General features: G+C 63.8%; 23 protein-coding genes. 12 read left to right on the top strand and 11 right to left on the bottom strand.

Annotation, left to right across the window (positions count from 1 at the left end; genetic code table 11):
- Positions 1 to 15: 15 nt before the first annotated feature.
- Together IVB50_RS22130 and IVB50_RS22125 are read right to left on the bottom strand one after the other, a co-directional pair.
- Positions 16 to 1,869: a caspase family protein gene (locus IVB50_RS22130; RefSeq protein WP_247297290.1), complete on the bottom strand. Its 1,854-nt coding sequence runs from the start codon at positions 1,867 to 1,869 to the stop codon at positions 16 to 18.
- Positions 1,870 to 2,036: 167 nt separating this feature from the next.
- Complete coding sequence (locus IVB50_RS22125; RefSeq protein ID WP_247297288.1) at positions 2,037 to 3,944, bottom strand: acyl-CoA synthetase; 1,908 nt, start codon at positions 3,942 to 3,944, stop codon at positions 2,037 to 2,039.
- 258 nt (positions 3,945 to 4,202) lie between these two features.
- Between IVB50_RS22125 and IVB50_RS22120 the strand changes: the two genes are divergently transcribed.
- Both IVB50_RS22120 and IVB50_RS22115 read left to right on the top strand, forming a co-directional pair.
- Positions 4,203 to 5,294 carry a preprotein translocase subunit SecD gene (locus IVB50_RS22120; RefSeq protein ID WP_247297286.1) on the top strand — a complete coding sequence of 364 codons (1,092 nt, stop codon included), beginning with the start codon at positions 4,203 to 4,205 and terminating at the stop codon, positions 5,292 to 5,294.
- 278 nt (positions 5,295 to 5,572) lie between these two features.
- Positions 5,573 to 6,379: a cyclic nucleotide-binding domain-containing protein gene (locus tag IVB50_RS22115; RefSeq protein WP_018455547.1), complete on the top strand. Its 807-nt coding sequence runs from the start codon at positions 5,573 to 5,575 to the stop codon at positions 6,377 to 6,379.
- Between the two features lie 16 nt (positions 6,380 to 6,395).
- On the opposite strand, the gene IVB50_RS22110 is transcribed toward IVB50_RS22115, so the two are convergent.
- Positions 6,396 to 7,037 carry a glutathione S-transferase family protein gene (locus IVB50_RS22110; RefSeq protein ID WP_247297284.1) on the bottom strand — a complete coding sequence of 214 codons (642 nt, stop codon included), beginning with the start codon at positions 7,035 to 7,037 and terminating at the stop codon, positions 6,396 to 6,398.
- A 107-nt stretch (positions 7,038 to 7,144) separates the two neighbouring features.
- A complete protein-coding gene (locus tag IVB50_RS22105; protein WP_247297283.1) occupies positions 7,145 to 7,696 on the bottom strand; it encodes a cytochrome b in 552 nt (183 codons plus the stop codon).
- 173 nt (positions 7,697 to 7,869) lie between these two features.
- On the opposite strand from IVB50_RS22105, the gene murI reads away from it, so the two are divergent.
- From murI to IVB50_RS22075, 6 genes are all read left to right on the top strand, one after another.
- Positions 7,870 to 8,667, top strand: a complete 798-nt coding sequence (gene murI / locus IVB50_RS22100; RefSeq protein ID WP_247297282.1) for a glutamate racemase — start codon at positions 7,870 to 7,872, stop codon at positions 8,665 to 8,667.
- 61 nt (positions 8,668 to 8,728) lie between these two features.
- Positions 8,729 to 9,502: an aldolase/citrate lyase family protein gene (locus IVB50_RS22095; RefSeq protein ID WP_247297281.1), complete on the top strand. Its 774-nt coding sequence runs from the start codon at positions 8,729 to 8,731 to the stop codon at positions 9,500 to 9,502.
- 62 nt (positions 9,503 to 9,564) lie between these two features.
- Positions 9,565 to 9,948: a cupin domain-containing protein gene (locus IVB50_RS22090; RefSeq protein WP_027518835.1), complete on the top strand. Its 384-nt coding sequence runs from the start codon at positions 9,565 to 9,567 to the stop codon at positions 9,946 to 9,948.
- Between the two features lie 105 nt (positions 9,949 to 10,053).
- Positions 10,054 to 10,821, top strand: a complete 768-nt coding sequence (locus IVB50_RS22085; protein ID WP_018455541.1) for an acyltransferase — start codon at positions 10,054 to 10,056, stop codon at positions 10,819 to 10,821.
- Between the two features lie 196 nt (positions 10,822 to 11,017).
- Complete coding sequence (rpsD, locus tag IVB50_RS22080; RefSeq protein ID WP_007602315.1) at positions 11,018 to 11,635, top strand: 30S ribosomal protein S4; 618 nt, start codon at positions 11,018 to 11,020, stop codon at positions 11,633 to 11,635.
- Between the two features lie 90 nt (positions 11,636 to 11,725).
- Positions 11,726 to 12,793, top strand: coding sequence for a threonine aldolase family protein (locus IVB50_RS22075; protein ID WP_247297275.1), 1,068 nt, complete (start codon positions 11,726 to 11,728; stop codon positions 12,791 to 12,793).
- Here the strand turns inward: IVB50_RS22075 and IVB50_RS22070 are convergent, their stop codons facing one another.
- The 4 genes from IVB50_RS22070 to grxD are packed head-to-tail and all read right to left on the bottom strand — an operon-like array spanning position 12,794 to position 16,272.
- Positions 12,794 to 14,056, bottom strand: a complete 1,263-nt coding sequence (locus IVB50_RS22070; protein ID WP_018455539.1) for a serine hydrolase domain-containing protein — start codon at positions 14,054 to 14,056, stop codon at positions 12,794 to 12,796.
- A gap of 1 nt (position 14,057) precedes the next feature.
- Complete coding sequence (locus IVB50_RS22065; protein WP_247297273.1) at positions 14,058 to 15,344, bottom strand: serine hydrolase domain-containing protein; 1,287 nt, start codon at positions 15,342 to 15,344, stop codon at positions 14,058 to 14,060.
- 46 nt (positions 15,345 to 15,390) lie between these two features.
- Positions 15,391 to 15,942: an O-acetyl-ADP-ribose deacetylase gene (locus IVB50_RS22060; RefSeq protein WP_018455537.1), complete on the bottom strand. Its 552-nt coding sequence runs from the start codon at positions 15,940 to 15,942 to the stop codon at positions 15,391 to 15,393.
- Between the two features lie 3 nt (positions 15,943 to 15,945).
- Complete coding sequence (gene grxD, locus IVB50_RS22055; RefSeq protein ID WP_007602294.1) at positions 15,946 to 16,272, bottom strand: Grx4 family monothiol glutaredoxin; 327 nt, start codon at positions 16,270 to 16,272, stop codon at positions 15,946 to 15,948.
- A 240-nt stretch (positions 16,273 to 16,512) separates the two neighbouring features.
- On the opposite strand from grxD, the gene egtB reads away from it, so the two are divergent.
- The gene (gene egtB / locus IVB50_RS22050; RefSeq protein ID WP_162496424.1) at positions 16,513 to 17,805 is read left to right on the top strand and encodes an ergothioneine biosynthesis protein EgtB; all 1,293 of its coding nucleotides are present in this window, start codon (positions 16,513 to 16,515) and stop codon (positions 17,803 to 17,805) included.
- Between the two features lie 52 nt (positions 17,806 to 17,857).
- Positions 17,858 to 18,829 carry an L-histidine N(alpha)-methyltransferase gene (egtD, locus tag IVB50_RS22045; protein WP_085384329.1) on the top strand — a complete coding sequence of 324 codons (972 nt, stop codon included), beginning with the start codon at positions 17,858 to 17,860 and terminating at the stop codon, positions 18,827 to 18,829.
- Positions 18,830 to 18,854: 25 nt separating this feature from the next.
- On the opposite strand, the gene IVB50_RS22040 is transcribed toward egtD, so the two are convergent.
- Together IVB50_RS22040 and IVB50_RS22035 are read right to left on the bottom strand one after the other, a co-directional pair.
- Complete coding sequence (locus IVB50_RS22040; protein WP_026232969.1) at positions 18,855 to 20,048, bottom strand: low temperature requirement protein A; 1,194 nt, start codon at positions 20,046 to 20,048, stop codon at positions 18,855 to 18,857.
- 24 nt (positions 20,049 to 20,072) lie between these two features.
- Positions 20,073 to 20,309 carry a BolA family transcriptional regulator gene (locus tag IVB50_RS22035; RefSeq protein WP_007602284.1) on the bottom strand — a complete coding sequence of 79 codons (237 nt, stop codon included), beginning with the start codon at positions 20,307 to 20,309 and terminating at the stop codon, positions 20,073 to 20,075.
- Positions 20,310 to 20,519: 210 nt separating this feature from the next.
- On the opposite strand from IVB50_RS22035, the gene IVB50_RS22030 reads away from it, so the two are divergent.
- Positions 20,520 to 20,879, top strand: coding sequence for a DUF427 domain-containing protein (locus IVB50_RS22030; protein WP_247297272.1), 360 nt, complete (start codon positions 20,520 to 20,522; stop codon positions 20,877 to 20,879).
- Positions 20,880 to 21,054: 175 nt separating this feature from the next.
- Here the strand turns inward: IVB50_RS22030 and IVB50_RS22025 are convergent, their stop codons facing one another.
- A complete protein-coding gene (locus tag IVB50_RS22025; RefSeq protein ID WP_007602280.1) occupies positions 21,055 to 21,228 on the bottom strand; it encodes a DUF1328 domain-containing protein in 174 nt (57 codons plus the stop codon).
- Positions 21,229 to 21,418: 190 nt separating this feature from the next.
- Between IVB50_RS22025 and IVB50_RS22020 the strand changes: the two genes are divergently transcribed.
- The gene (locus IVB50_RS22020; RefSeq protein ID WP_085349361.1) at positions 21,419 to 22,597 is read left to right on the top strand and encodes an acyltransferase; all 1,179 of its coding nucleotides are present in this window, start codon (positions 21,419 to 21,421) and stop codon (positions 22,595 to 22,597) included.
- Positions 22,598 to 22,670 lie beyond the last annotated feature (73 nt).

Here is a 22,670-nt window from a genome sequence, read left to right as displayed (position 1 = left end):
ATTGCCTGTGACACCCTAATTGCAGACCTCGAAGTTGCCGCCTGTGGCTGTATTCGAACTAACCCTGCCGGGGATCGTCCCGCTGACAAGCCGACATCCCTTTTGCACCGGGCGACATCCCGTCGAGCTGCAAATAATCTGTCCACTCGCCTCAGGCCTGGACGGCGAAGATTCGCTTGCCTTCCGGTCCGTATCCCGCCTCCGCGAATCCTCACGCGTGGCGACCGGCTTCTTCTCCTGAGTCTTTTCGCACTCGTTGTCATCACCGACGCGATAGCCGGCGCGGCAGGTAATCTTCACGCATTGATCGCCGTCGGCCTTGGAGCCGAAATTGCAAATGAGCGGGCAGACGCGTCGCGGCTTGGCTTTCAGGGCATCGAGCGCGTCGGCGCTGGCGAGCTTGGCATCGAACTGAGTACCGGCGTATTTGTTGAACAGCGCCAGCGAGCGCTGCGAAGCTGAATTCCAGTCGCCGTCCGCAGTGACGGACAGGCAGCCGACGCGGCGCAGTTCGCTCTGGAGTGATTTCGTCAGATCAGCCACCGACAATGTGGATGCCGGCGCCGGCGCAAGGGCTGCAACTTTCTGCTCGACCTCAGGCATCTGCCGATCGGCCGCCGGTTTTACCGCCTGCTCCGCCTTCTCGGCGGCCTGCTTGGCGGCAAGCTCGGCCCTGGCCTTCTCCGCTGCCTGCTTCTCGGCTTGTGCTTTTGCCGCGGCAGCCTCAGCCAGTTTGCGCTGGTGCTCGGCCGCGTCCGCCCTTGCCTGCTCGATCTGCTTCTGCTTCTCCGCCGCGACCCGGGCCTCTTCGGCGGCCTTGGCAGCCGCGGCCGCCTTGTCCTGCTCGGCCTTCTGGGCGCGTTCGGCAATGAGCCTTGCCTTCTGCTGCTCGGCCGCGTTCGCTTTTTGCTCGGCCGACGCGCGCGTCTCTTCAGCAGCGATCTTGTTCATCTGGCCCTTGGCCAGATTGGCATAGAAGCCTTCGGGATATTGCGCCAGGAAGGCTTCCCAACCGTCGCGCGTGGCAAGCTGCAGCGCGAGCTCGTAATCCCTGCGAATCGAATCCTGCGGATTTGCCTGCGGACCGGTTGCAGCCGGCTTGGCAGAAACCAACGGCACGTCATCGCCGCCCAGCGAGCCATACACGAAGGGCTCCTGCTTGTTCCCGGTGCTCCTCAGCACGTCGTCGCGCACGAATCCGAACGCCTTGCGCAAATCTAGGCCCGGCTTGGGCAAGTGCTCGACCAGCGCGGTGGCGAACGGGCTGTTCCTCGAATCGCCGTCGGACGCAGTCGAACCGGCCTTTGCCGCGAAGGCGATCATGGTGTTGGGGCTGGTCGGCTCGACCTTGGCGAGTCCGCGTCCGATCGCGCGCGAAGCCAGCGTTCGCTTCATGGTCTTGGAAAACGGATTGTCGCGGCAGGCATCCAGGATGATCAGGCGCAGCTGTTTGGCCGGCTCTACCGCGAACAGCGCGCGCTCCACCGGGATGGTCTCGTCGAGCACGTCGCCATCCGTCTCCAGCGTCGCGTCGATCGGAATGAGATAGTTGGTGCCTTCCAGCTCGATGCCGTGGCCGGCGTAATAGATCACCGCCATATCGGCATCGCGGGTCCTGCCGGCGAACTCGCGCAACATGCGCCGCATCTCGCTGGCGCTGAGATCCAGCCTGACATCGACGGAATCAAAGCCCGCCTTCTTGAACATGCCGCCGACCAGAGTGGCATCGTTGACGGGATTGCCGAGCTTGGGCGCGCTCTTGTAGGCGGAATTGCCGATGACAAGCGCCACCCGCCGGTCCGCATGGGCTGGTCCGCAGGCGAGGCCAATGGCCAAAATCAACAAAACAAATATCCGAAACGGAATCACTTGCGTCCCCCCGGATGCAATTCGACGAGACTATTCGGACCATCGCTCAATTACCAACTCTTCCTATGTGATATTTGTCACATAAGAGGCTCTACCGGCGTTATGGATAATGCGGCGAAGCGTCGCCCCGCTTTCGGGCCGACGGTCGAAGCCGTCTGTTGGGTCCGCTACATTTGCACCACCTCATGGCGCATCACGAACGGTGCAAGCAGTGCGTGCACCTCGCTCGCAACCGCCTCGCGCTGATCCGCCGGCAGGCCCGCCAGCGTCACAGTCGCGATCGAACCGTGGCTGCCGTGAGCACCGACCCTGACCTTGCAGTCGATGCCGCGCTCAGTGAGCGGTGTCAGCACCTTCGTGAACACGCGCTGGGCTGCGTCCCAGCGCAGCTGCGGCTTGAACACCTTGCCGACGCCCGTCACCGGCATCGGATCGATCGGGATGACCTGCACCGGGACAGCTGCGCGCTCCGGCGTACGCTCGCGCACCCATGTCTCCAACTCGCCCGGCTCGACGGTCGCGCCCGGCTTCAGCTGCACGTAACCGACCGGCAGCTCGCCGGCATAGGCGTCGGGTTGGCCGACCACGGCGGCAAAGCCGACGGCGGCATGCCGGAACATGATCTCCTCGATCGGCGCCGGATCGATGTTGTGGCCCCCGCGGATCACGAGATCCTTGGCGCGGCCGGTGATCCAGAGATAGCCGTCGGCATCGAGCCGGCCAAGATCGCCGGAATTGACCCAGACCTCGTCGACGAAGGCACCCTTGTTGTGCTCGTCGTTGAGATAGCCGCCGAACACGCCTGGGCCAGCCATGATGACGACGCCAATCTCGTCCGGCGCGCAGTCGCGGATCAGCTTGCCCTCGGCATCGAGCTGGACGATGCGGACCCGCGCGTAAGGCATGGGAAGGCCGACCGAACCGAGCCGGATCGGCCGCGACCGATAGGCCAGCGTGTGCACGCTCGAGGTCTCGGTCATGCCGTAGACCTCGACGACCGGCAGCTTGAGCTTGTCCTGGATCGCAGACCCCACCGCGACCGGGATCGCGGAACCGCCACCGGCTGCATATTTCAGGCTGGAGATGTCTGCATTGCCAGGCGGTACCGCGAGCGTCGCGGCGAGTACCGTCGGCACGCTCGACAGCGCCTCCGGCTTGAAGCGCTCGACCAGTTGCCAGATGTTCTTCACCGCATTCGGGTTGCGCCATCCGCTCGGCGACAGCACGACCAGCGAACCGCCAGCCGACAGCGTCGTCAGCACCTGCGTCAAGGAGCCCCCGACGTGAAACAGCGGCATGCCGAACAGCATGTTGGCGCCCGGCTTCGACTTCAGCAGCAGATTGAGCGCCCAGGCCTGATAGACTTGGTTGGCATGCGTGTGCCGCACCAGCTTTGGCGTGCCGGTGGTGCCGCCGGTGTGGAAATAGGCGGCGATGTTGCTGCCGAGAATCTTGCGTCCGCTGATAAGGCGGTCCGAAGGCTGCGGCTTGATGAGGTCGTTGAAGGCAAAGATTCCTCTCGCCGGATCGCCAGCACCGAACACCTGCACGATCGCCTTGAGCTGCTTGAGTTGCGGCCTGATCTGCTCGACTTTCTGCCAGATGTCGGTGCCCGGCATCGGCCCGAGCGCCACCAGGATCTTCGTATTCGCGGCCTCGAGGATCTCAGCGATCTGGTGCGGCTCCAGGAGCGGATTGACGGGATTGGCGATGCCGGCGGCCTCCGCGCCGAACAGCGTTACAAAGGCGTCCGGCACCAGCGGCAGCATGAAGCTGACGACGTCGCCCTTCTCCACGCCGAGTGCGTGAAACATGTTGGCCGCTTGCGTGACGCGCGCGATGAAGTCGCGGTACGTGACCACGATCGGCGTGTCGGCGGGATCGGCATTTTGCAGGAACTGGATCGCCGGCCCGTCGGGGTTGCGGACCGCACCCAGCCTGACGGCGTCGTAAGTGCTCTCGGCCGCGACGCGATCGGCGTAAGGGACCTGCTCGAAGGCTCGAACCTCTGCGTCCGTCGCCAGGTCGGGATAGTCGCTGCCGATGAGCCGATCGAGCGCATGGATGCCCGCCATGGAATTCCGTCCTCCCTCAGATGCATTTCCCCGCGCCCTGTCTTTTGACTTTTGGGTTGGCGGGGCCTCGACCGATGGCCGGCCGAGCACGGGCAGAATGATGGATGATTTGGCGTTCGTCCATGACCTAACGGCCGCCGTAATCGGGCTGTGGTGAGAGGCTTTTGAACCTGCGCGCCCGATCCGGGGACCAAGAACTGGCATAGGACTCACATGCCGGCGTCCTCGCCAGCGCCCTGGCGCAAGACTGAGGTGATCATGACTACGCCCCCGCGGGATTGCGCTACCCGGCTGTTCATCGCGCTCGCCGTGACAGCGGGGATCATGACATCGGTGATCGCCCTCCCCCGCGCGGCACTCGCCGAGGACGGCCAGCTCGACAAGATGCGCGCCAAGATCTCGGCCTTCATCGGCGACAAGATGGAGAAGCTCGGCGGGTCACGCATCGTCTACAAGGTGGACACCGATGGCCTGCGCGAGAGCGTAGTCACGGATTTGCGCGACGACGTCTACAAGAACCTGCGCGAGGGCAAGATCGCCTTCTCCGGTCTTGCGATCCGCGACGGCGGCGTTGAGTTGAAGATTGCCGACGTCAAGGGCCGCGAGCAACTCGCGCGCAAGCTCGCGTCGGCCGCGGAAGGATTGCCGTCGCATGCACTCGCCGTGACCGACGGCGACGGACTGGTCAGGCTCGTGCCGACCAATGCGGCATCCGCCGCGCGGTTGCACGAACTCGTCGAAGATGCCATCGCCATGATCGAGCAGCGTCTGAAGGAGGCCGGCGTCCAGCTGGCCAGCGTCCAGCCCGATGGGACCGACCGCATCCGCATCTTCCTGCCCGGTGTGATGGAGCCCGAGCGCGTCACCGCGGTCTTCGCCCGCAGGGTCAAGGTCGGCTTCCGCCTGATCGACCTCTCGGTGCCGCCGGAGCAGGCGCAATCCGGCACGCCACCGGCAGGCACGGAAGTCCTGCCCGGCTTCAAGGACAAGAGCCTTTATCTGGTCGCCAAGGACAGCGTGCTCGACGGCGACGACATCAGCTATGCGGGCCCGGGGTTTGCGAGCGCCACGAAAGAGCCGATCGCCTCGTTCCGCTTCAACGGCCGCGGCACGCGGCGCTTTGCCCACATCACCGAAGAGAATATCGCAAAGCCCTTCGCCATCGTGCTCGACGGCAAGGTGATCTCCGCCCCCATCATCCGCGAGCCCATCACCGGCGGCTCGGGCCAGATCTCCGGCAATTTCACCCTGGAGGAAGCAAACAGCGTCGCCATGCTGCTGCGCGCTGGTTCACTGCCGGGGCACCTCGGCTTGGTCGAGCAGGAGGTCGTGCCGCCCGCCAAGCCCTAAGGCGGGGGGATCGCCCCACGCCCACGCCTGGTCCCCCTCGCCCGGTCGGCCGCCGAGGTCGACCACGCCGAGGCTCGTACCCACTGGCCCCCGAATCGCGGGCGCGCCACGGCCATATGCACCGCCAAACAGGCAATTGCCGAAACGCCCGATCAGGCTAAAATTTGCCTCTTGCGGCACGGCGGCCCAAAACTTCATTCAAGCGGTCGTCGTTCGATTTCGGCTATAGGTGTCGAGAATACCGACCGGGACTGAAGGCCTTACGCGGGGATAGTACCATGCCGTCCGGCAGCACAGACATTTCGTCGATCCTCGACCGCATTCTCGAGGCGGCGACGGATAACCTCAGGATCGCGAAGATCCTGGTCCAGATGGGCCTCGATCCAAACAACGTCACCTATGACTCGATCTTCAATCGGATGCTGGAGATCTTCGTCCAGAACATCACGTTGGCCAATATGTTCGCCGCGGTCGGCGCCGGCTTCTTCGTCGCCACCCTCCTGATGCGAACGATGGTGCCGCTGCGCGTCGCCAACATGGTCGGCTGCGCGTTCTTCGCCGTCTTCGGCGCGCTCTCCGCCAACGTGTCGACCTTCCTGCTCTATCTCCTGCTGCTACCGATCAACGCCTTGCGCCTGCGGCAGATGCTCAAGCTCGTCAAGAAGGCGCGCCATGCAGCCGAAGGCGACATGTCGATCGAATGGCTCAAGCCGTTCATGACCGAACGCAAATATCGTCGCGGCGATACGCTGTTCAAGCTGCGCGATCCGGCTAACGAGATGTTCCTCACCGTCACCGGCAAGTTCCTGGTCAAGGAGATCAACATCGAGATCCTGCCCGGAACGCTCATGGGCGAACTCGGCTTCCTCACGCCGGACAACCGGCGCACCGGAACGGTCGAATGCATCGAGGACGGCCAGGTGCTGACGATCACCTACGACCGGCTGCTCGAGATCTACTTCCAGGACCCGCAGTTCGGCTATTACTTCCTGGTGCTGACCAGCCAGCGGCTGCTGCAAAACATCGAGCGCCTGCAGAAGCAGCTGGCAACAGAGAGGGCCGCCACCACGAACAGGATCGCGTGAGCGATCGCCTCGCCGCTCAGTCCAAGAGCAGCGCCATGCCCGGGTCGCCCTTCTCCATCGCACGCCGATAGCCCGCCCGCGCACTGATGCGGCCGAGATATTTGACCACGTTCGGAGAGCGCTGGAGGTCATAGGGCTGGAAGTAGCGCATCGTGGTCAGCGAGAAAACTGTCATGATGTCGGCGGTCGTGAAGGCGCTGCCCGCAAGATATTCGGCCTCGCGAAGCCTTGCGTCGAGAAGATCGTAGGCCTGATCGAGACGCCCCTTCATCGCGAGCAGGGTCGGATTGTCCTTGGCGAGATCGAGCCGGTTCAGGATCATCATCCGTCCCATACCGGGTTGCAGGCTGCCATTGGCGAAATGAACCCAATACAGAAACTGCGCGAAGGCGGGATCAGTGGGACCGAGCACGAGTCGGCCGTTGCCATATTTTGCAACGATGTAGTCGACGACGGCGCCGGATTCCGCGAGCACCAACTCGCCGTCGGTGATCACCGGCGCCGTGCCAGCCGGATGCAGCGCCTTGTACTCGGCCGGAGCCAGCATGGTGACGGGATCGCGCGCATAGCGCTTCAACTCGTAGGGAATCCCCAGCTCCTCGCACAGCCAGACGATACGCTCGGACTGCGACTTGCCGAGATGATGGACGGTGAGCATGAGGCCTCCTGCGATCGCAATTGGATAGTTCGTGACCCCACACCTTACTCCGTCATTGCGAGCGCCGCGAAGCAATCGCGGGCGCGATGCTTCCTCCCATGTCCGCCCTACCCCGCCTCGTCCGTCACCATCCGCGCCACGATGCGGTCGCGGCGGATGAAATGGTGCCACAGGGCGGCGATCACGTGAATCGCGATCAAGGCGAGCAGCACATAGGCAAAGAGGATGTGGCGGTCTTCATAGACGCCAGCCGCCGCGCGGTCGGGAGCCGTGAATTGCGGCACGTGAAACAGGCCGAAGAAGTCCGAATAATCAGGGGCGTGCGCACCGGAATGCGCCCAGCCGAGCAGGGTGACGACGATGACGGCGAGGTAGAGCGCGCCGTGGCTGACATGGGCCGCGACCTTCTGCCAGCGCGAGGTCCCGGCCGGCATGGCGGGCGCCGGGTCGACGAGACGCCAGACCAGGCGAAGCACCGTGAGCAGCAGGATCACATATCCGATATCGGCGTGGATCGAGCGGTAGAAGAAGCGGTCGGGACGCGCCGGGATATGGTTCATCCACCACCCGAAGCCGATCATGCCGATGATGGTCAGCGCCAGACTCCAGTGCAGCCATCGGGAAATGCTGCCCCAGCCGTAACTGGTATTTCTGATCATGTCGGTGCTCCGGAGTTTTGCGGGCCTGTCCCTGTCCGCACCGCAGTACGGCAGCTGATACCGGGAACATGTGGCCGTCGCGAAATTGAATCGTTCCAAAATAGCCCTAAGTGCCCCTGCCGCAAAACCGCCCCAAAAACCGAATGGTAACCATGGCGGGCTAGAGTGTTCACGTGACCAATTCCCCTACGATTCTGGTGTTCGATTCCGGCCTTGGCGGCCTCACGGTCCTGCGTGAGGTCGTGGCTGCGCGGTCCGACGCGCATTACGTCTACGTCGCGGACGACGCCTTCTTCCCGTATGGCCACCACAGCGAGGACGAGATCATCGCCCGCGTGGTGCCGCTGATGGGGGAATTGATCGGCATGCACGATCCTGACCTCGTCGTGATCGCCTGCAACACGGCGTCCACGCTGGTCCTATCGCATCTGCGCGCCGCTTATTCCCTGCCCTTCGTCGGCACGGTGCCGGCGATCAAGCCGGCCTGCGCGCAGTCGAGGAGCCGGCGCGTGTCGGTGCTCGGCACCAGGGGCACGGTGAAGCGCGAATACACCAAGGCGCTGATCCGCGATTTCGCGCAGGGTTGCGAGGTGACACTGGTCGGCTCGCCCGAGTTGGCCGCGCTGGCTGAATCCGAGCTCAGCGGCTCTCCCGTCAGCGACGACGCCATCCTCGCCGAGCTCGCCCCGTGTTTCGTGGGCGATGCCGGGGACGCAGGCGCACGCACCGACACCGTGGTGCTCGCCTGCACGCATTACCCGCTGCTGCTCGACCGGCTGAAAAAGCTCGCCCCCTGGCCGGTCGACTGGATTGATCCGGCGCCCGCGATCGCCCGCCGCGTCTCGGATCTGCTCGGCCCGCACACCGGTGGCATCGCGCAATCCGGCGCCGAAATGATCTTCACCTCGAACCGCGTGCATGGCCTTTCGGCCATGCTGACGCCGTTCTTCGGCGGCCGCATTCCAGCCTGATCTTGCGCCTCGACGCCCCGCTGCTAGGGTCCGCCGTCGTCGTTTCCTACAGGTTCTTCCCATGTCCGTCCCGACCACGCCGCTCAACCGTCTTCGCCAGCTCTGGCGCGAGGGTCGTCCTGCCTTCGGCGCGATCGCGACGATCCCGAGCGTGCAGACCGTGCAGATCATGGCGCGCTCTCTCGACTGGATCATCGTCGATCTCGAGCACGGGCCGATTGGACTGACCGAAGCACATGCGATGATCGCGGCCACCACCGGCACCCCATGCACGCCGCTGGTGCGCATCGCGGCGAACGAGCCATGGCTTGCGAAGGCACCGATGGACATCGGCGCCTTCGGCATCAATTTCCCGATGATCACCAATAGCGCGGAGGCCGAGAAAGCAGTGCGCAGCGTGCGCTATCCTCCACGCGGCGATCGGCTCTGGGGTCCGTTCCATGCGCCATTCCGCTGGGGCCAGTCGATGCCGGACTACATGGCCAGCGCCGACGACGAGATGATCTGCATGATCACGATCGAGCACGTCGACGCCGTCAACCGCATCGACGAGATCATGGCCACGCCCGGCATCGATGTAGCTGTGATCGGCCCCGGCGATCTCGCCACCTCCATCAACAAGCGCGGCCAGATGGACGATCCGGAATTGCTGGAGCTGGTGGCGCGGGCCGAGGCCGGCATCCTCAGAAGCGGTGTGCCGATCGGCGGTGTGGCCCGTACCGCGGACCAGGCCAACGCCCTGGTCGACCGCGGCTACCGCGCGATCGCGCTCGGCTTCGACTGGTCGCTATTCCAGCGCGGCATCATAGCAGCGTTCGAGGGGATCAAGCGCTAGCCATTGAGTCTTGCCGGGAACCGCGGCGCTGCTAGGCTCAGCCGTTCCAGGGAGGAAAAACCATGCTCAAAAAGACTTTGCTCGCTCTCGCCTTCACCGGCCTCGCTGTTGCGGCCTTCGCCCAGCAGCCCGGCATCAAGCGCACCCCGCTCCAGAAGGTCGAGTTTCCGGATGGCTACAACACCATCACGGCCATCGCGGAGGTCCCGGCGGGCGGCGCGGCCGGACGCCATACCCATCCGGGCATCGAGACCGGCTACGTGCTCGAAGGTGAACTCAATCTCCTCATCGACGGGCAGCCGGAAAAGACGCTGAAAGCCGGCGATTCCTACCAGATCCCGGCGGGCGTCGTGCATGACGCCAAAGCCCACGGCGATAAGGCTATGAAAGTGCTTGGAGTTTACGTCGTCGACAAGACTAAGCCGCTGGCCTCGCCGGCGCCCTGATGCGGCGAACCGACCGGCCCCATGCGGGTTGGTTCGTGCTAGAGCAGGCGGCGAGCGGGAACCCCGCTCGCTGCACAAACTTTAATCAGGGGAAACCAAAGAGCGATGCGCGGGACGCCCAAGACCATTTCGCTGCCGCGTCGCCTGATTATCGACCTCATGCACGCCTCGATGGGCGTGCCCTTCGTGTCCCTGTCCCGTTCGCTCGATATTGGCCCCCTGCTGGAGGCCCGCGCGGGCGCGATGGCGCCAGCCGGCTGGGCGGCCATGTTCGTCAAGGCTTTTGCCCTCGTCGCCAGGGACGAGCCGGTCCTGCGTACCGTCTATGCCAAATGGCCCTGGCCGTCGCTTTACGAGCTGCCGAAGAGCGTAGCGTCGGTGGCCATTGCCCGGGTCGAGGGCGGCGAGGAATGCGTGATCCCGCAGCGAATCGCGGCTCCCGAGGCCATGACGCTGACTGCGGTCGACGCCGAGATCCGGCACGCAAAGACCGCCCCGATCGACGAAATTCCCATGTTTCGCAAGATCATGCGGGCGACCCGCCTGCCGCTGCCGTTGCGGCGGCTGTCTTGGGCGATCGGGCTGAATTTCGGCCGGCAGCGCGGCAACTGGTTCGGCAGCTTCGCAGTGAGCTCGGTGGCCGCCTATGGCGGTGGCGAGCTTCACCCGATCACGCCCGGCCCCTTCATCGTCAGCTATGGGGTGGTCGGGCCTGACCAGACCATCCATGTCGTGATCCGCTGGGATCATCGGGTCACCGACGCCGCCCCGATCGCCCGCGTCCTGACCCGGCTGGAACAGGTCCTGAACACTGAAATCGCTGCCGAATTGCGTGCGGCCGGGTCGAAGTCGATCCGGGCAGTCGGAACGTGATTCCGGGCCATTCGCATTGACAGCGAGCCCCAAATCCCCCTAAAAGCCGCTTGCTCGCGGGCCGATTTCGGCCCGCGAAGCGTTTCGCGACCCGTGGTCCTGTCCCTTAAGCTTTGGGGTCGGACCTGTCAGTGCCGGGCTAGCCCGTCACACAGGAGGGCGCGTTTCCTCAAACCAAGTACCTGAAGAGGACGCGATGACTAAGCGCAGTGAGGCGAAGTACAAGCTCGATCGCCGTATGGGCCAGAACATCTGGGGCCGCCCGAAGAGCCCCGTGAACCGCCGCGAATACGGCCCCGGCCAGCACGGCCAACGCCGCAAGGGCAAGCTCTCCGACTTCGGCGTGCAGCTCCGCGCCAAGCAGAAGCTGAAGGGCTATTACGCCAACATCTCCGAGCGTCAGTTCCACAGCATCTATGTCGAGGCCAGCCGCCTCAAGGGTGACACCGGCGAGAACCTGATCGGCTTGCTCGAGCGCCGTCTCGACGCGGTTGTGTACCGCGCCAAGTTCGTCTCGACGATCTTCGCCGCGCGCCAGTTCATCAACCACGGCCACGTCAAGGTGAACGGCCGCAAGGTCAACATCTCGAGCTATCTGGTCAAGCTCGGCGATGTGATCGAGGTCAAGGAATCATCCAAGCAGCTTGCCCACGTCCTCGAAGCCAGCCAGCTCTCCGAGCGTGACACCCCCGACTATCTCGAAGTCGACCATGGCAAGATGACCGCGAAATACATTCGCATCCCGCACCTCTCCGACGTGCCGTTCCCGGTGCAGATGGAGCCGCATCTGGTCGTCGAATTCTATTCGCGCTAAGATCTGAATATCGAAAGGCCCCGGTTCGCCGGGGCCTTTTTTGCTTAAAGAGCCACACTTCAGTGGCCGTTTACCTTCAGGAGGCGTCGCATGCTCTATACCCCTCCCCCGATCGATCCCAAGGCGCCGCCGGTGCGCATCAATCTGCTCTCGGACACGCAGACAAAGCCGACACCTGCGATGCGCGAGGCGATGGCGCGGGCGGAGGTCGGCGACGAGCAGGTCGGCGACGATCCGACCGTGAACGCCCTGTGCGAGCGCGTGGCCGAGCTGCTCGGCAAGGAAGCCGCGGTGTACATGCCGTCAGGCACGATGTGCAACGTCACCGCGACGCTGGTGCATTGCCGCCCCGGCGACGAGATCCTCGCCCATGAGAGCGCCCACATCATCGCGCGCGAAGGCGGCGCGCATGCCGCGATCGGCGGCTTTCAGGTCACGCAGCTGAAGGGACCCGACGGCCAGTTCACGCCGGAGACCTTTCGCAGAGCGCTGCATCCGCGTACCCGCTACCAGCCGCCGCAGACGGTGGTCAGCGTCGAGCAGACCGCCAATATCGGCGGCGGTACGGTCTGGAAGAAGGCCGCGCTCGACGAGATCGTCGCGATCGCGAAACAACATGGCCTCGTCACCCACATGGACGGCGCGCGCCTGCTCAATGCCACAGTTGCGAGCGGCATCTCTCCGCGCGACATGACCGCGGGGTGGGATTCGGCCTGGATCGACTTTTCGAAGGGCTTGGGCGCGCCGATCGGAGGCGTGCTCGCGGGCTCGCGCGCCTTCATCGATGCGGTCTGGCAGTGGAAGCAGCGCCTCGGCGGCTCGATGCGACAGGCCGGAATCTGCGCGGCGGCTTGCATCTACGCGCTCGACCATCATGTCGATCGGCTCGCCGACGATCACGCCAACGCGCGCGCGCTCGCCCGCGGACTGTCGCAGATCGCAGGCATCGAGGTGCAGGAGCCCGAAACCAACCTGGTGTTCTTCAAGCCCGATGGTACCGGCGTTCCCGGCGACAAGATGGTCGCGGCGCTGCGCCAGCGCGGCGTGACGCTTGCGATGATGGACGGCCGCATCCGCGCCTGCACGCATCTCGACGTCAATGCGAGCCAGGTCGAGGAGACGATCGGATATATCCGCGAGATCGTGCGCGGAGCGTAATCACCGCCCCATCGCCTGGTAGATCAGCGTCTTCAGCGCCAGTTGAATCCGGCCGCGCTGCGTCGGGGTCTGCACCATGAAGATCCCGAACAGATCGTCCTCGGGATCGATGAAGAAGAACGTGCCGCCGACGCCGTCCCAGCGATATTCGCCAAGCGGCCACGTTGTTCCAGGAGGCACCGAGATGCGCACGGCGAGGCCGAGGCCGAAGCCGGAAGACCCGCCCGGATAATAGTTCTGGTCGCGCGCGATCTTCGTCTCCGGACCGATATGATCCGAGGCCATCAGCGCAATGGTCTCCGGTTTGAGATAGCGTCGGCCGTCATAGGTGCCGCCATTCAGCAGCATCTGGGCGAAGCGGGCGTAGTCGCCGATCGTACCGACCATGCCGCCGCCGCCCGATTCCCAGGTCGCAGGCCGCCTGATGTCGCGGACCTGCGTCGTCGGATTGATGTTGCGGTCCTCCGGCATCGGCTCGGCGATGCGCGGGAATTTGGCGGGATCGGCGACGAAGAAAGCCGTCTCGGTCATGCCGAGCGGATCGAGCAGCCGCTCCTTCTCGAACTGCAGCAGCGTCTTTCCCGCAATGATTTCGACGACGCGGCCGAGCACGTCGGTGGAATAGCCGTAATCCCACACCGTGCCGGGCTGCTCGACAAGCGGCAGCGTGGCGATCTTGGCGGCGAATTCGGCGTTGGTCAGATCGCTGTTGAAGAGATTGGCGTTCGCATAGAGCTCGCGCACCATGCCGCCGCCGTAATAGCCGTAAGGCAGCCCCGAGGTGTGGCGCAGCAGATCCTTGATCGTGATGGGTCGCTCCAGCGGCTCCAGCACCAGGGCGACTTTGCCGTCCTCGGCCTTCTTCTCGATGCCGACCTTCATGCCGGCGAAGGCCGGAATGTATTTCGAGACGGGATCGTCGAGCGACAGCTTGCCCTCCTCAACCAGCATCATCGCCATGACTGAGGTCACCGGCTTTGACATCGAATAGAGGCGGAAGATCGTGTCCGCGCTCATCGATAACTCGGTCGCGACGTCGCGGACGCCGAAATTCTGATAATAGACCGGCTTGCCGTGCTGCTGAAGCAGCAGGATGGCTCCGGGGATCTTGCCGGTGGCCACCTCGTTGCGGATGTAGTCGGAAACCTTCGCCAGCCCCGCGGGCGCGAGCGTGTGGACCGCAGGTCTCTCGGAACCTGCCTTCGCAACGATGCCGCCGGCGAGAAGGACGAGCGCCGCGATCAATGCGCGGCGCCCGAACATGTCAATTCTCCATCGCTTCATAAACCAGCTGCTTCAATGTTCGCTGCACGCGCTGGCGCTCGGTCGGGGTCTGCTCCAGCAGCACGAAGAACATGTCCTGCTTGGGGTCGACCACGAAATAGCAGCCGGAGGCGCCATCCCATTTCAATTCGCCGAGATCGCCGGGCGGCGGCGGTTTTGCGTTGCCGGGGTCGGTGCGCACCGCAAGTCCGAGACCGAAACCAAAACCGTCACCGGGGAAATAAAAATAATCGCGATCGACGCCCGACTTGAGGCCGATCTGGTCAGTCACCATCAGCTTGAACGTCTCGGGCTTGAGAATCGTCTTGCCGTCGAGATTGCCGCCCTGTAGCAGCATCTGCGTAAAGCGCTCATAATCGGCCATGGTCGTGACCATACCGCCGCTGGCGAACTGGATCTTCTTGACGACTGTCGGATCGTTGATCCGCCCGACCCGGAAATCGCTGTCGTTCGGCACCGGCTGCGCCAGCAGCTTCTGCTTCTCGGGATCGGTGACGAAGAAGCCGGTGTCGACCATGCCGAGCGGGTCGAGCAGCTTCTCCCGTTCGATCTCGATGAGCGGCTTGCCGGCCGCGACTTCCATGACCCGCGCCAGGATGTCGGTGGAATGGCCGTATTGCCACAGCGCGCCCGGCTGGTTGTGCAGCGGCAGTTTTGCGATGCGCTCGGCGAACTCCGCGAGGTCGAAATCGCCGGCATAGATGTTGGCGTCGCGATAGGCCTTGCGGACCAGGCTGTCGCCATAGAAGCCGTAGGTGACGCCGGAGGTGTGCGTCATCAAATCGTGCACCGTCATCGGCCGGTTGGGCGGCACGAGCTCGAGCGACTTGGTGCCGTCCTCGGCCTTCTTCTCGACGCCGACTTTCACATTGGCGAAGGAGGGAATGTATTTCGAGACGGGATCGTCGAGCTTGATCGTACCTTCCTCGATCAACTTCACTGCAACGACGGAAGTGATCGCCTTGCTCATCGAGAACAGGCGGAAGATCGTCTTGTCGGTGATCGGCGCCTTGCTGACGGCGTCCTGCACGCCGAAGACTTCGTGGTAGACGGGCTTGCCATGTTGCTTGATGAGGACGTTTGCCCCTGCGATCTTGCCGGTCGCGACCTCGTTCTTGAAGAACTCGGTGATCCTCGCGAGCTTGTCCGGATTGAAATGCGCGCCGGCCGGAATCTCGTAGGTGCCCTCCGCCCGCGCGAACGACATCGTACCTAACAATACAAGCGCGGCGCAGACAAGCGCGCGCAGTCCAGACTGTGAAATCATATCCCCTCCCCGGAACATGGCCCGGCGGAGTGTACCGACCACGTCATCAGGCACAAGGGCCGCCGTACCGCGCCAAAGCGTCCGCGTGCAGAGCCGCGCTCTTTTCCGAGAAACAGCAAAATATGACGTCGACGACCAACGGCGCGGCCGGCAGGGCCTCAATGGTCGCATGGACCGCAATCTTCGCGGCCTGGTCGGCTGGAAAGCCGTAAACCCCGGTCGAAATCGCGGAGAACGCCACGGAGGTCAGCTGATTGGCCCCGCAGAGCTCAAGCGCACGGCGATAACAGGAGCCCAGCGCCTCTGCCTCACCGCGAGTGCCGCCGTGCCAGACCGGACCGACTGCATGGATGACATGACGCGCAGGGAGAAGGTAGCCCTTCGTGATCTTGGCATCGCCGGTCGGGCATCCTCCGAGCTTCCGGCACGCGGCTAGAAGCTCGGGCCCGGCCGCCCGATGGATCGCGCCATCCACGCCGCCCCCACCCAGGAGCGACGTGTTGGCCGCGTTGACGATGGCGTCAACGCTCAGCGTGGTGATGTCAGCAACGATGACCTTGAGCTCCGCGCCGCCGATCCGGCGCGTCAGCTGGGTCACGTATCAGGCCGCGACAGCGACGCCCTTTTCGGAGAAGAGCTGCTGCAATTCACCGGCTTGGAACATCTCGCGGACAATGTCGCAGCCGCCGACGAACTCGCCCTTCACATAGAGCTGCGGAATGGTCGGCCAGTTCGAATAGTCCTTGATGCCGTTGCGCAGTTCGGCGGATTCGAGAACGTTGAGGCCCTTATAGCCGACGCCGATGTGGTCGAGGATCTGGACGACCTGGCCGGAGAACCCGCACTGCGGAAATTGCGGTGTGCCCTTCATGAACAGAACCACGTCGTTCGACTTCACTTCGTTGGCGATGAATTCCTCGATGCTCATATCCGTGTCCTTATGGGGCGGAGCCCACTCCAATTGCTTCGGGCTGGCTCCGCCGATCTAACCCGATACCTGGGTATATATGTAGCCCAAACCGTTGTGCATCCAAAGTAAAATGGCGGCGAGCTGCCTCTTGTGGACCGCTCTCGGCTGCACCGGCCCATTGCATGATGCCACGAATATCATCGTCAGGGAGGACTTTCATACCGTCACGGAGCCCCTATCTAGGACGAACCCGGCGTTTTGGAACCCGTCCACACCAACAACGTTCTCTTGTCCTGTCTGGAGAAAAACGTGACGAAACAAGCCTCCGCTCCGGCCCCCGCTCCGTCACTGTCGGTCGATTTGGGCGGCCTTGCCCAGAGGCTGGAAGACGCGTTTCTCGCCGTTCGCGACGAGACGGAGCGCCGGGCCGCGCCACTGTCGCCGGAGGACCAGCAGATCCAGTCCATGCCGGATGCGAGCCCGACGAAATGGCACAGGGCGCACACCACGTGGTTCTGGGAGCAGTTCGTGCTCGGCGAGCACTGTGCGGGCTACCGGCCCTTTCACCCTGACTTCGCCTTCCTGTTCAATTCCTATTACGTCAGCGCCGGTCCGCGCCATTCCCGCAATCACCGCGGCGACATCACCCGTCCGAGCGCCGATCAGGTCGGCGCTTATCGAAAACATGTCGACGCTGCCGTCGTGAAATTCTTCCGCGACGCCGGCGAGGACAAGCTTCGCGAGATCGCGCCGCTGGTCGAGGTCGGCCTCAATCACGAGCAGCAACATCAGGAATTGATGTTCACCGACATCCTGCACGCCTTCGCGCAGAACCCGATCCCGCCGGCCTATGATCCGGACTGGCGCTTCCCGGCCGCGACGCCGGCCAGCGAGGATTGGCTGACGCTGAACGAAGGCATCCACACCGTCGGTCACGTCGATGATAGTTTTCATTTCGACAACGAGAAGCCGGCGCACCGCGCCCTCGTCGGCCCGGTCAAGCTCGCACGCAATCTCGTCACCAATCGCGAATGGCTCGCCTTCATGCGTGACGGGGGCTACCGGACCGCAACGCTGTGGCTGATGGACGGTTTTGCGGCCGTGAACAACGAGGGCTGGGACTGCCCCGGTCATTGGCGCGAGATCGACGGCCAATGGCATGTGATGACGCTGGCCGGCCTCAAGCCGGTCGATCCCGACGCGCCCGTCTGCCACGTCAGCTATTACGAGGCTGACGCCTTTGCGCGCTGGGCCGGAAAACATCTGCCGACCGAGATGGAATGGGAGGTCGCGGCCCGCTCGGGCCAGCTCAACGATGCCTTCGGCATCGTCTGGCAGTGGACGCGATCGTCCTACTCGCCCTATCCCGGCTATCGCGCGATCGAAGGCGCGCTCGGCGAATACAACGGCAAGTTCATGGTCAACCAGCTGGTGCTGCGCGGCTCTTCGCTTGCAACTCCGGAGGGGCACAGCCGTATCACCTATCGCAACTTCTTCTATCCGCACCACCGCTGGCAATTCACGGGACTGCGGCTCGCCGACTACGAGTAAAATTCTCATCCGACGACAAATGCGCGCCGGACAGCGCGTTCAGGAGAGTATCATGAATGTGCACGCTAGCGCCTTGGCCGAAGCCCATCTTCCCGACGAACAGACCACCGCCTTTGCCCGCGAGGCCATCGAGGACCTGTCGCAGCAGCCTAAAAAGCTGTCGCCGAAATATTTCTACGATGCGGCCGGATCTGAATTGTTCGAGGCCATCACGCGGCTGCCGGAATATTACCCGACGCGCACGGAGCTAGCGATCCTGAAGGAGCGCGGCAGCGAGATCGCGAAAATCATTCCGGAGCACGCGGCCCTCGTCGAATTCGGCGCAGGCGCGACCACAAAGGTCCGCCTGCTGCTCAACCACTGCAAGTTCGCGGCCTATGTGCCCGTCGACATCTCCGGCGACTTCCTGACGGCGCAGGCAAACGGACTGAAGCGGGATTTTCCGTCACTCGGCATCTACCCGGTGGCGGCCGACTTCACCACGCCGTTCGAGCTGCCCAAGGCGGTGGCGACCATGCCCAAGGTCGGGTTCTTCCCAGGCTCGACCATCGGCAATTTCGAACCGCATGAAGCGCAGGCCTTCCTGAAGAGCGCACGCGCCATTCTGGGCCGCGGCGCGCAGATGATCATCGGCGCCGATCTCGAGAAGGAGGAGCGCCTGCTCCACGACGCCTATAACGATGCCGCCGGCGTCACCGCTCGCTTCAATCTCAATGTGCTGGTGCGGATCAACCGCGAGCTCGGCGGCAATTTCGACCTTTCCGCCTTCACCCATCGCGCGATCTACAATCGCGAGCGGCACCGCATCGAGATGCACCTGATCAGCAAGAAGAGCCAGACCGTGCGCCTGCTCGGCACCAGCTTTTCGTTCCGCGCCGGCGAGAGCATCCACACCGAGAACAGCTACAAATACAGCATCGAGCGCTTCGCGACGCTGGCGCAAGGCGCGGGTTGGCGGGTGCGCGAGAGCTGGACGGATGCGGCGAAGATGTTCTCAGTGCACGCGCTGGAGGTGGCGGAGTAAGCGCTCCGGCGCCAATGGCGGCGGCTCAATGCTCCTCGGCTTCTTCCGGCGTCGATCCCAGCGAAACCGACTCCCATACCGCAACAACGATCATGATCACCGTCGCGGCGACCGACAGCCATAGCGGCGACAGTTCGGCGGCAAACCACCACAGTGCCGCGAGCGCGATGATGCCAATCCCGTGCGAGAGCTGGAGGAAGCCGCGGATCGCGTGCTTGAACAGGATGGTGCCGACCAGGAACAGCAGCGGCCCGCCGATCGTGCTCACGATGATCCTGACATCTGAATGCCCCACCGGATGCTTCAGCACGAGTTCGTCGGAGACCGCGGTCAGGATGATGCCGGCGACGATCGGCATATGCAGGTAGGTGTAGGCGAGCCGCGCCAAGCGGCCGGATTCGGCGGATCTCGAGATGCGCTCGGCTCCGGCCTCGGCGCCCTTGTGGAAATAGACCCACCACATCGCGATGCTGCCGACCAGCGCGGAGACGAAGGCCGAAATGTTGTCAGCGGTCCAGTCAAGCTCGGCAAACGTCGCACCGTTGACGACAACGGCCTCGCCAAGCGCGATGATGACGAACAGCGAGCAGCGCTCGGCCATGTGGCCGCCTTCGACGGCCCAGGCCTCGACCGACGAGAAGCCCAGCTTGGGGATCCAGAAGCGCACCGCCGGCGAGACATATTCGATCGTCAGCGCCACAATCCAGAACCATAGCCGCGCCTCGTCATGGGCGAGGCCGCCGAGGATCCAGAAGATCGCGGAGACCGAGAGCCACGTCAGGATGCGGATCGCATTGTGCCGGACCGCAGTTCGATGCCGCGGCGTTGCAAACATCCAGAAGGCGGTGCGCCCGACCTGCATCGTTGCGTAAGCGATCGCAAACCACAGGCCCCGCCCCTCGAAGGCGGTCGGGATCGTCGTCGACAGCACGAGGCCGCCCAGCATCATCAGGAAGAGCAGGATCCGGACCGGCGTCAGCTCGGGATCGAGCCAGTTGGTGACCCAGGCGGTGTAGACCCACACCCACCATACCGCGAGAAACAGCACCGCGACGTGCACGGCACCGAGCGGCGTGAAATGGTGCAGCAGTGTGTGCGAGACCTGCGTGATCGCGAAAACGAAGACCAGGTCGAAGAACAGCTCGGCATTGGTGACGCGGCTGTGCTGGTTTGGCAGGATGACGCGAAACATCGCGCCGCGCGGATTGTCCGCAGCCATCGTCATCCCCCCGTCACGATCAGATCAAGCGCCCGGCACCCCGGTTTGCAGCGCCAGCGCATGCAGCACGCCGCCCATTTGGCCGCGGAGGGACTGATAGACGATCTGGTGCTGCTGGACGCGGGACTTGCCGCGGAAGGTCTCCGAGATCACGGTCGCGGCATAGTGATCGCCGTCCCCGGCGAGGTCACGGATGGTCACCTCGGCATCGGGGATCGCCGCCTTGATCATCGCCTCGATATCGTGGGCGTCCATTGGCATTCGGGTCGTGCTCCTGTCTCGGCTGCAATCAGTCTTGTCGTCGAATCGCTGCCGGGGTCCGGTTCTACAAAGCCAACCTTCCGGCGCGGCCAAACTTAGCGTGAACGGCCTTCTACGTCACGCCTTCCGGCACTATATCGGTGATCCGATCTGGATAAAGCCACGACAAAGTGCCGCGCGCGGCAGAGTGATCGAAAAAGGCGTGAAATCATGAAGCTTCCAGGGCCCGACCACCCCATCACCATCACCCCAAATCCCCGGCGCGTCCGCGTCACAGCCGGCGATATCGTGATCGCCGAGACCACCAAAGCGCTGACGCTGAAAGAGGCGAAATATCCGGCGGTGCAATATGTGCCGCGGCAGGACGCCAACATGGCGCTGCTAGAGCGCACCGACCGCGTCACCCACTGCCCCTACAAGGGGGATGCGAGCTATTACAGCGTCAAGGCGGACGGCAAGACACTGGACAACGCGATCTGGACCTATGAGGCCCCCTTTCCCGCGATGACCGAGATTTCGAGCCATCTCGCCTTCTATCCGGACAAGGTGAAGATCGAGGAATTGGGGTAGCTGCTTCCGTCATGGCCGGGCTCGTCCCGGCCATCCACGTTTTTGGGCAATCGCGGATACAGAACAACGTCGATGCCCGGGACCCGGCTCCGCCGAGGCTTCGCCGGGCTATAGGTGTTGGGCCGGCGAAGCTTCAAGCCCGGGCATGACGACTGTGTGCGTGGGCAGCGCCCCGCTACGCCCTGAATATCGTCAGCCCCAGGATCAGCAGCACCAGGAAGATCGCGACGAACACGTAGAACAGGAAGCGGGCGATGTCGGCGGAGGCGGCCGAGATGCCGGTGAAGCCGAGCACGCCGGCTACGATCGAGACAAGTAAGAAGATCAGTGCCCATTTCAGGATCGTCATCGCCAGCTCCGAAATTGTACCGCCTGCCGCGGTCCTCAGGCCCTTTTGGCGAACGCTAACTTCGTCGCAGGGAACTGGTTCCTGGCGGTCTCAGGGACCCGCGGGCGTCCCAAACGACCCTTGCTGAATCCGGTTCCCGGCGGCAAAGTCCGGGCGGGACCGAAGCGCGACCGGGGCGGCCACGATGACGATGTCACATTCAGCGACGATCGGGGCAGAGGCGCACGCGGCGCCGAGGGCCAAGGCGCGCAATCTGTCGCTCGATCGCGCCCGCACCTTCCTGACGCTGGTGGTGCTGCTGCACCACGCCGTGATTCCCTACACCTATTTCGGGCACACCGATCCGGCGTCCTGGGCCGGTTTCGACGTGGTCGTGCTGGCCACCGACAGCTTCTTCATGGCAATGTTCTTCTTCCTGTCGGGACTGTTCACCTGGCCGGGCATCGCGCGCAAGGCGCCGTCAGTTTTTCTCCGCGACCGCCTGTTGCGGCTCGGGCTGCCGTTCGCGATCGCGGCGTTCACCGTCATCCCGCTCGCCTATTACGCGATCGCGCTGCGGCACGATCCCGGGCTGAGCTTCACGGCGTTCTGGTGGAAGACGATCACGGTTGGCCCGTGGCCGAGCGGCCCGATCTGGTTCGTGTGGGTGCTGCTGGCATTCGACCTGACCGCGAGCCTGCTCTACCGGGTCTCCGCGCGTCTGGTCGACCCGGGCAACCGGGTGTCGCTGCGCGGATTCGACCAGCCGGCCGTATTCTGGCTGCTGCTCGTCGTCGTCACGGCAATCGCCTACGTGCCGGCGCTGCTCTATTTCGGCGGCAGCAAATGGTTCGAGCTCGGGCCGTTCTCGGTGCAGGCGAGCCGCATCCTGCTCTACTTCGCCTATTTCTTTATCGGCGTCAGCGTTGGAGCGGCCAACTTCGATCGCGGCATCCTCAGCGCCGGCGGGCAGTTGCCGAAACAGCGCTGGCTGTGGGTGATCGCCACGCTGATCGCCTACTGCCTGATGTGGGGCATGATCTACATCAAGCGCGAGATCCTCGGTAATCCCGACCCACAACCGCACTGGTATCAGGCGATCTACGGTACGTTCTTCGTGCTGTTCTCAGGCTCGATCCTGCTCGCGATTCTCGCGTTCTTCCTGCACCAGAAGTCGCCGGGCCCGAACCTGCTCGACCGCATGCAGGCGGATGCCTACGGCATCTTCCTGGTGCACTACCCGATCGCGTTGTGGATCCAGTACGCGTTGTTCGACTACAGCCTGCCGGCGATCGTGAAGGCTGCGATCGGCTTCGTGCTTACGGTGATCCTGAGCTGGGGTCTGACGGCGGCCTTACGGAAGATTCCGGGAGCGTCGCACGTGTTGTGAGGCGCGATACCCGTAGCCCGGATGAGCGTAGCGATATCCGGGAAACCTCACGACAAAGACCCGGATATCGCTT

Source organism: Bradyrhizobium sp. 87, from assembly GCF_023073015.1.
Taxonomy (GTDB): Bacteria; Pseudomonadota; Alphaproteobacteria; order Rhizobiales; family Xanthobacteraceae; genus Bradyrhizobium; species Bradyrhizobium canariense_D.
Note: the sequence above shows the minus strand (reverse complement) of the source record. Positions and strands in the feature narration are given on the sequence as shown.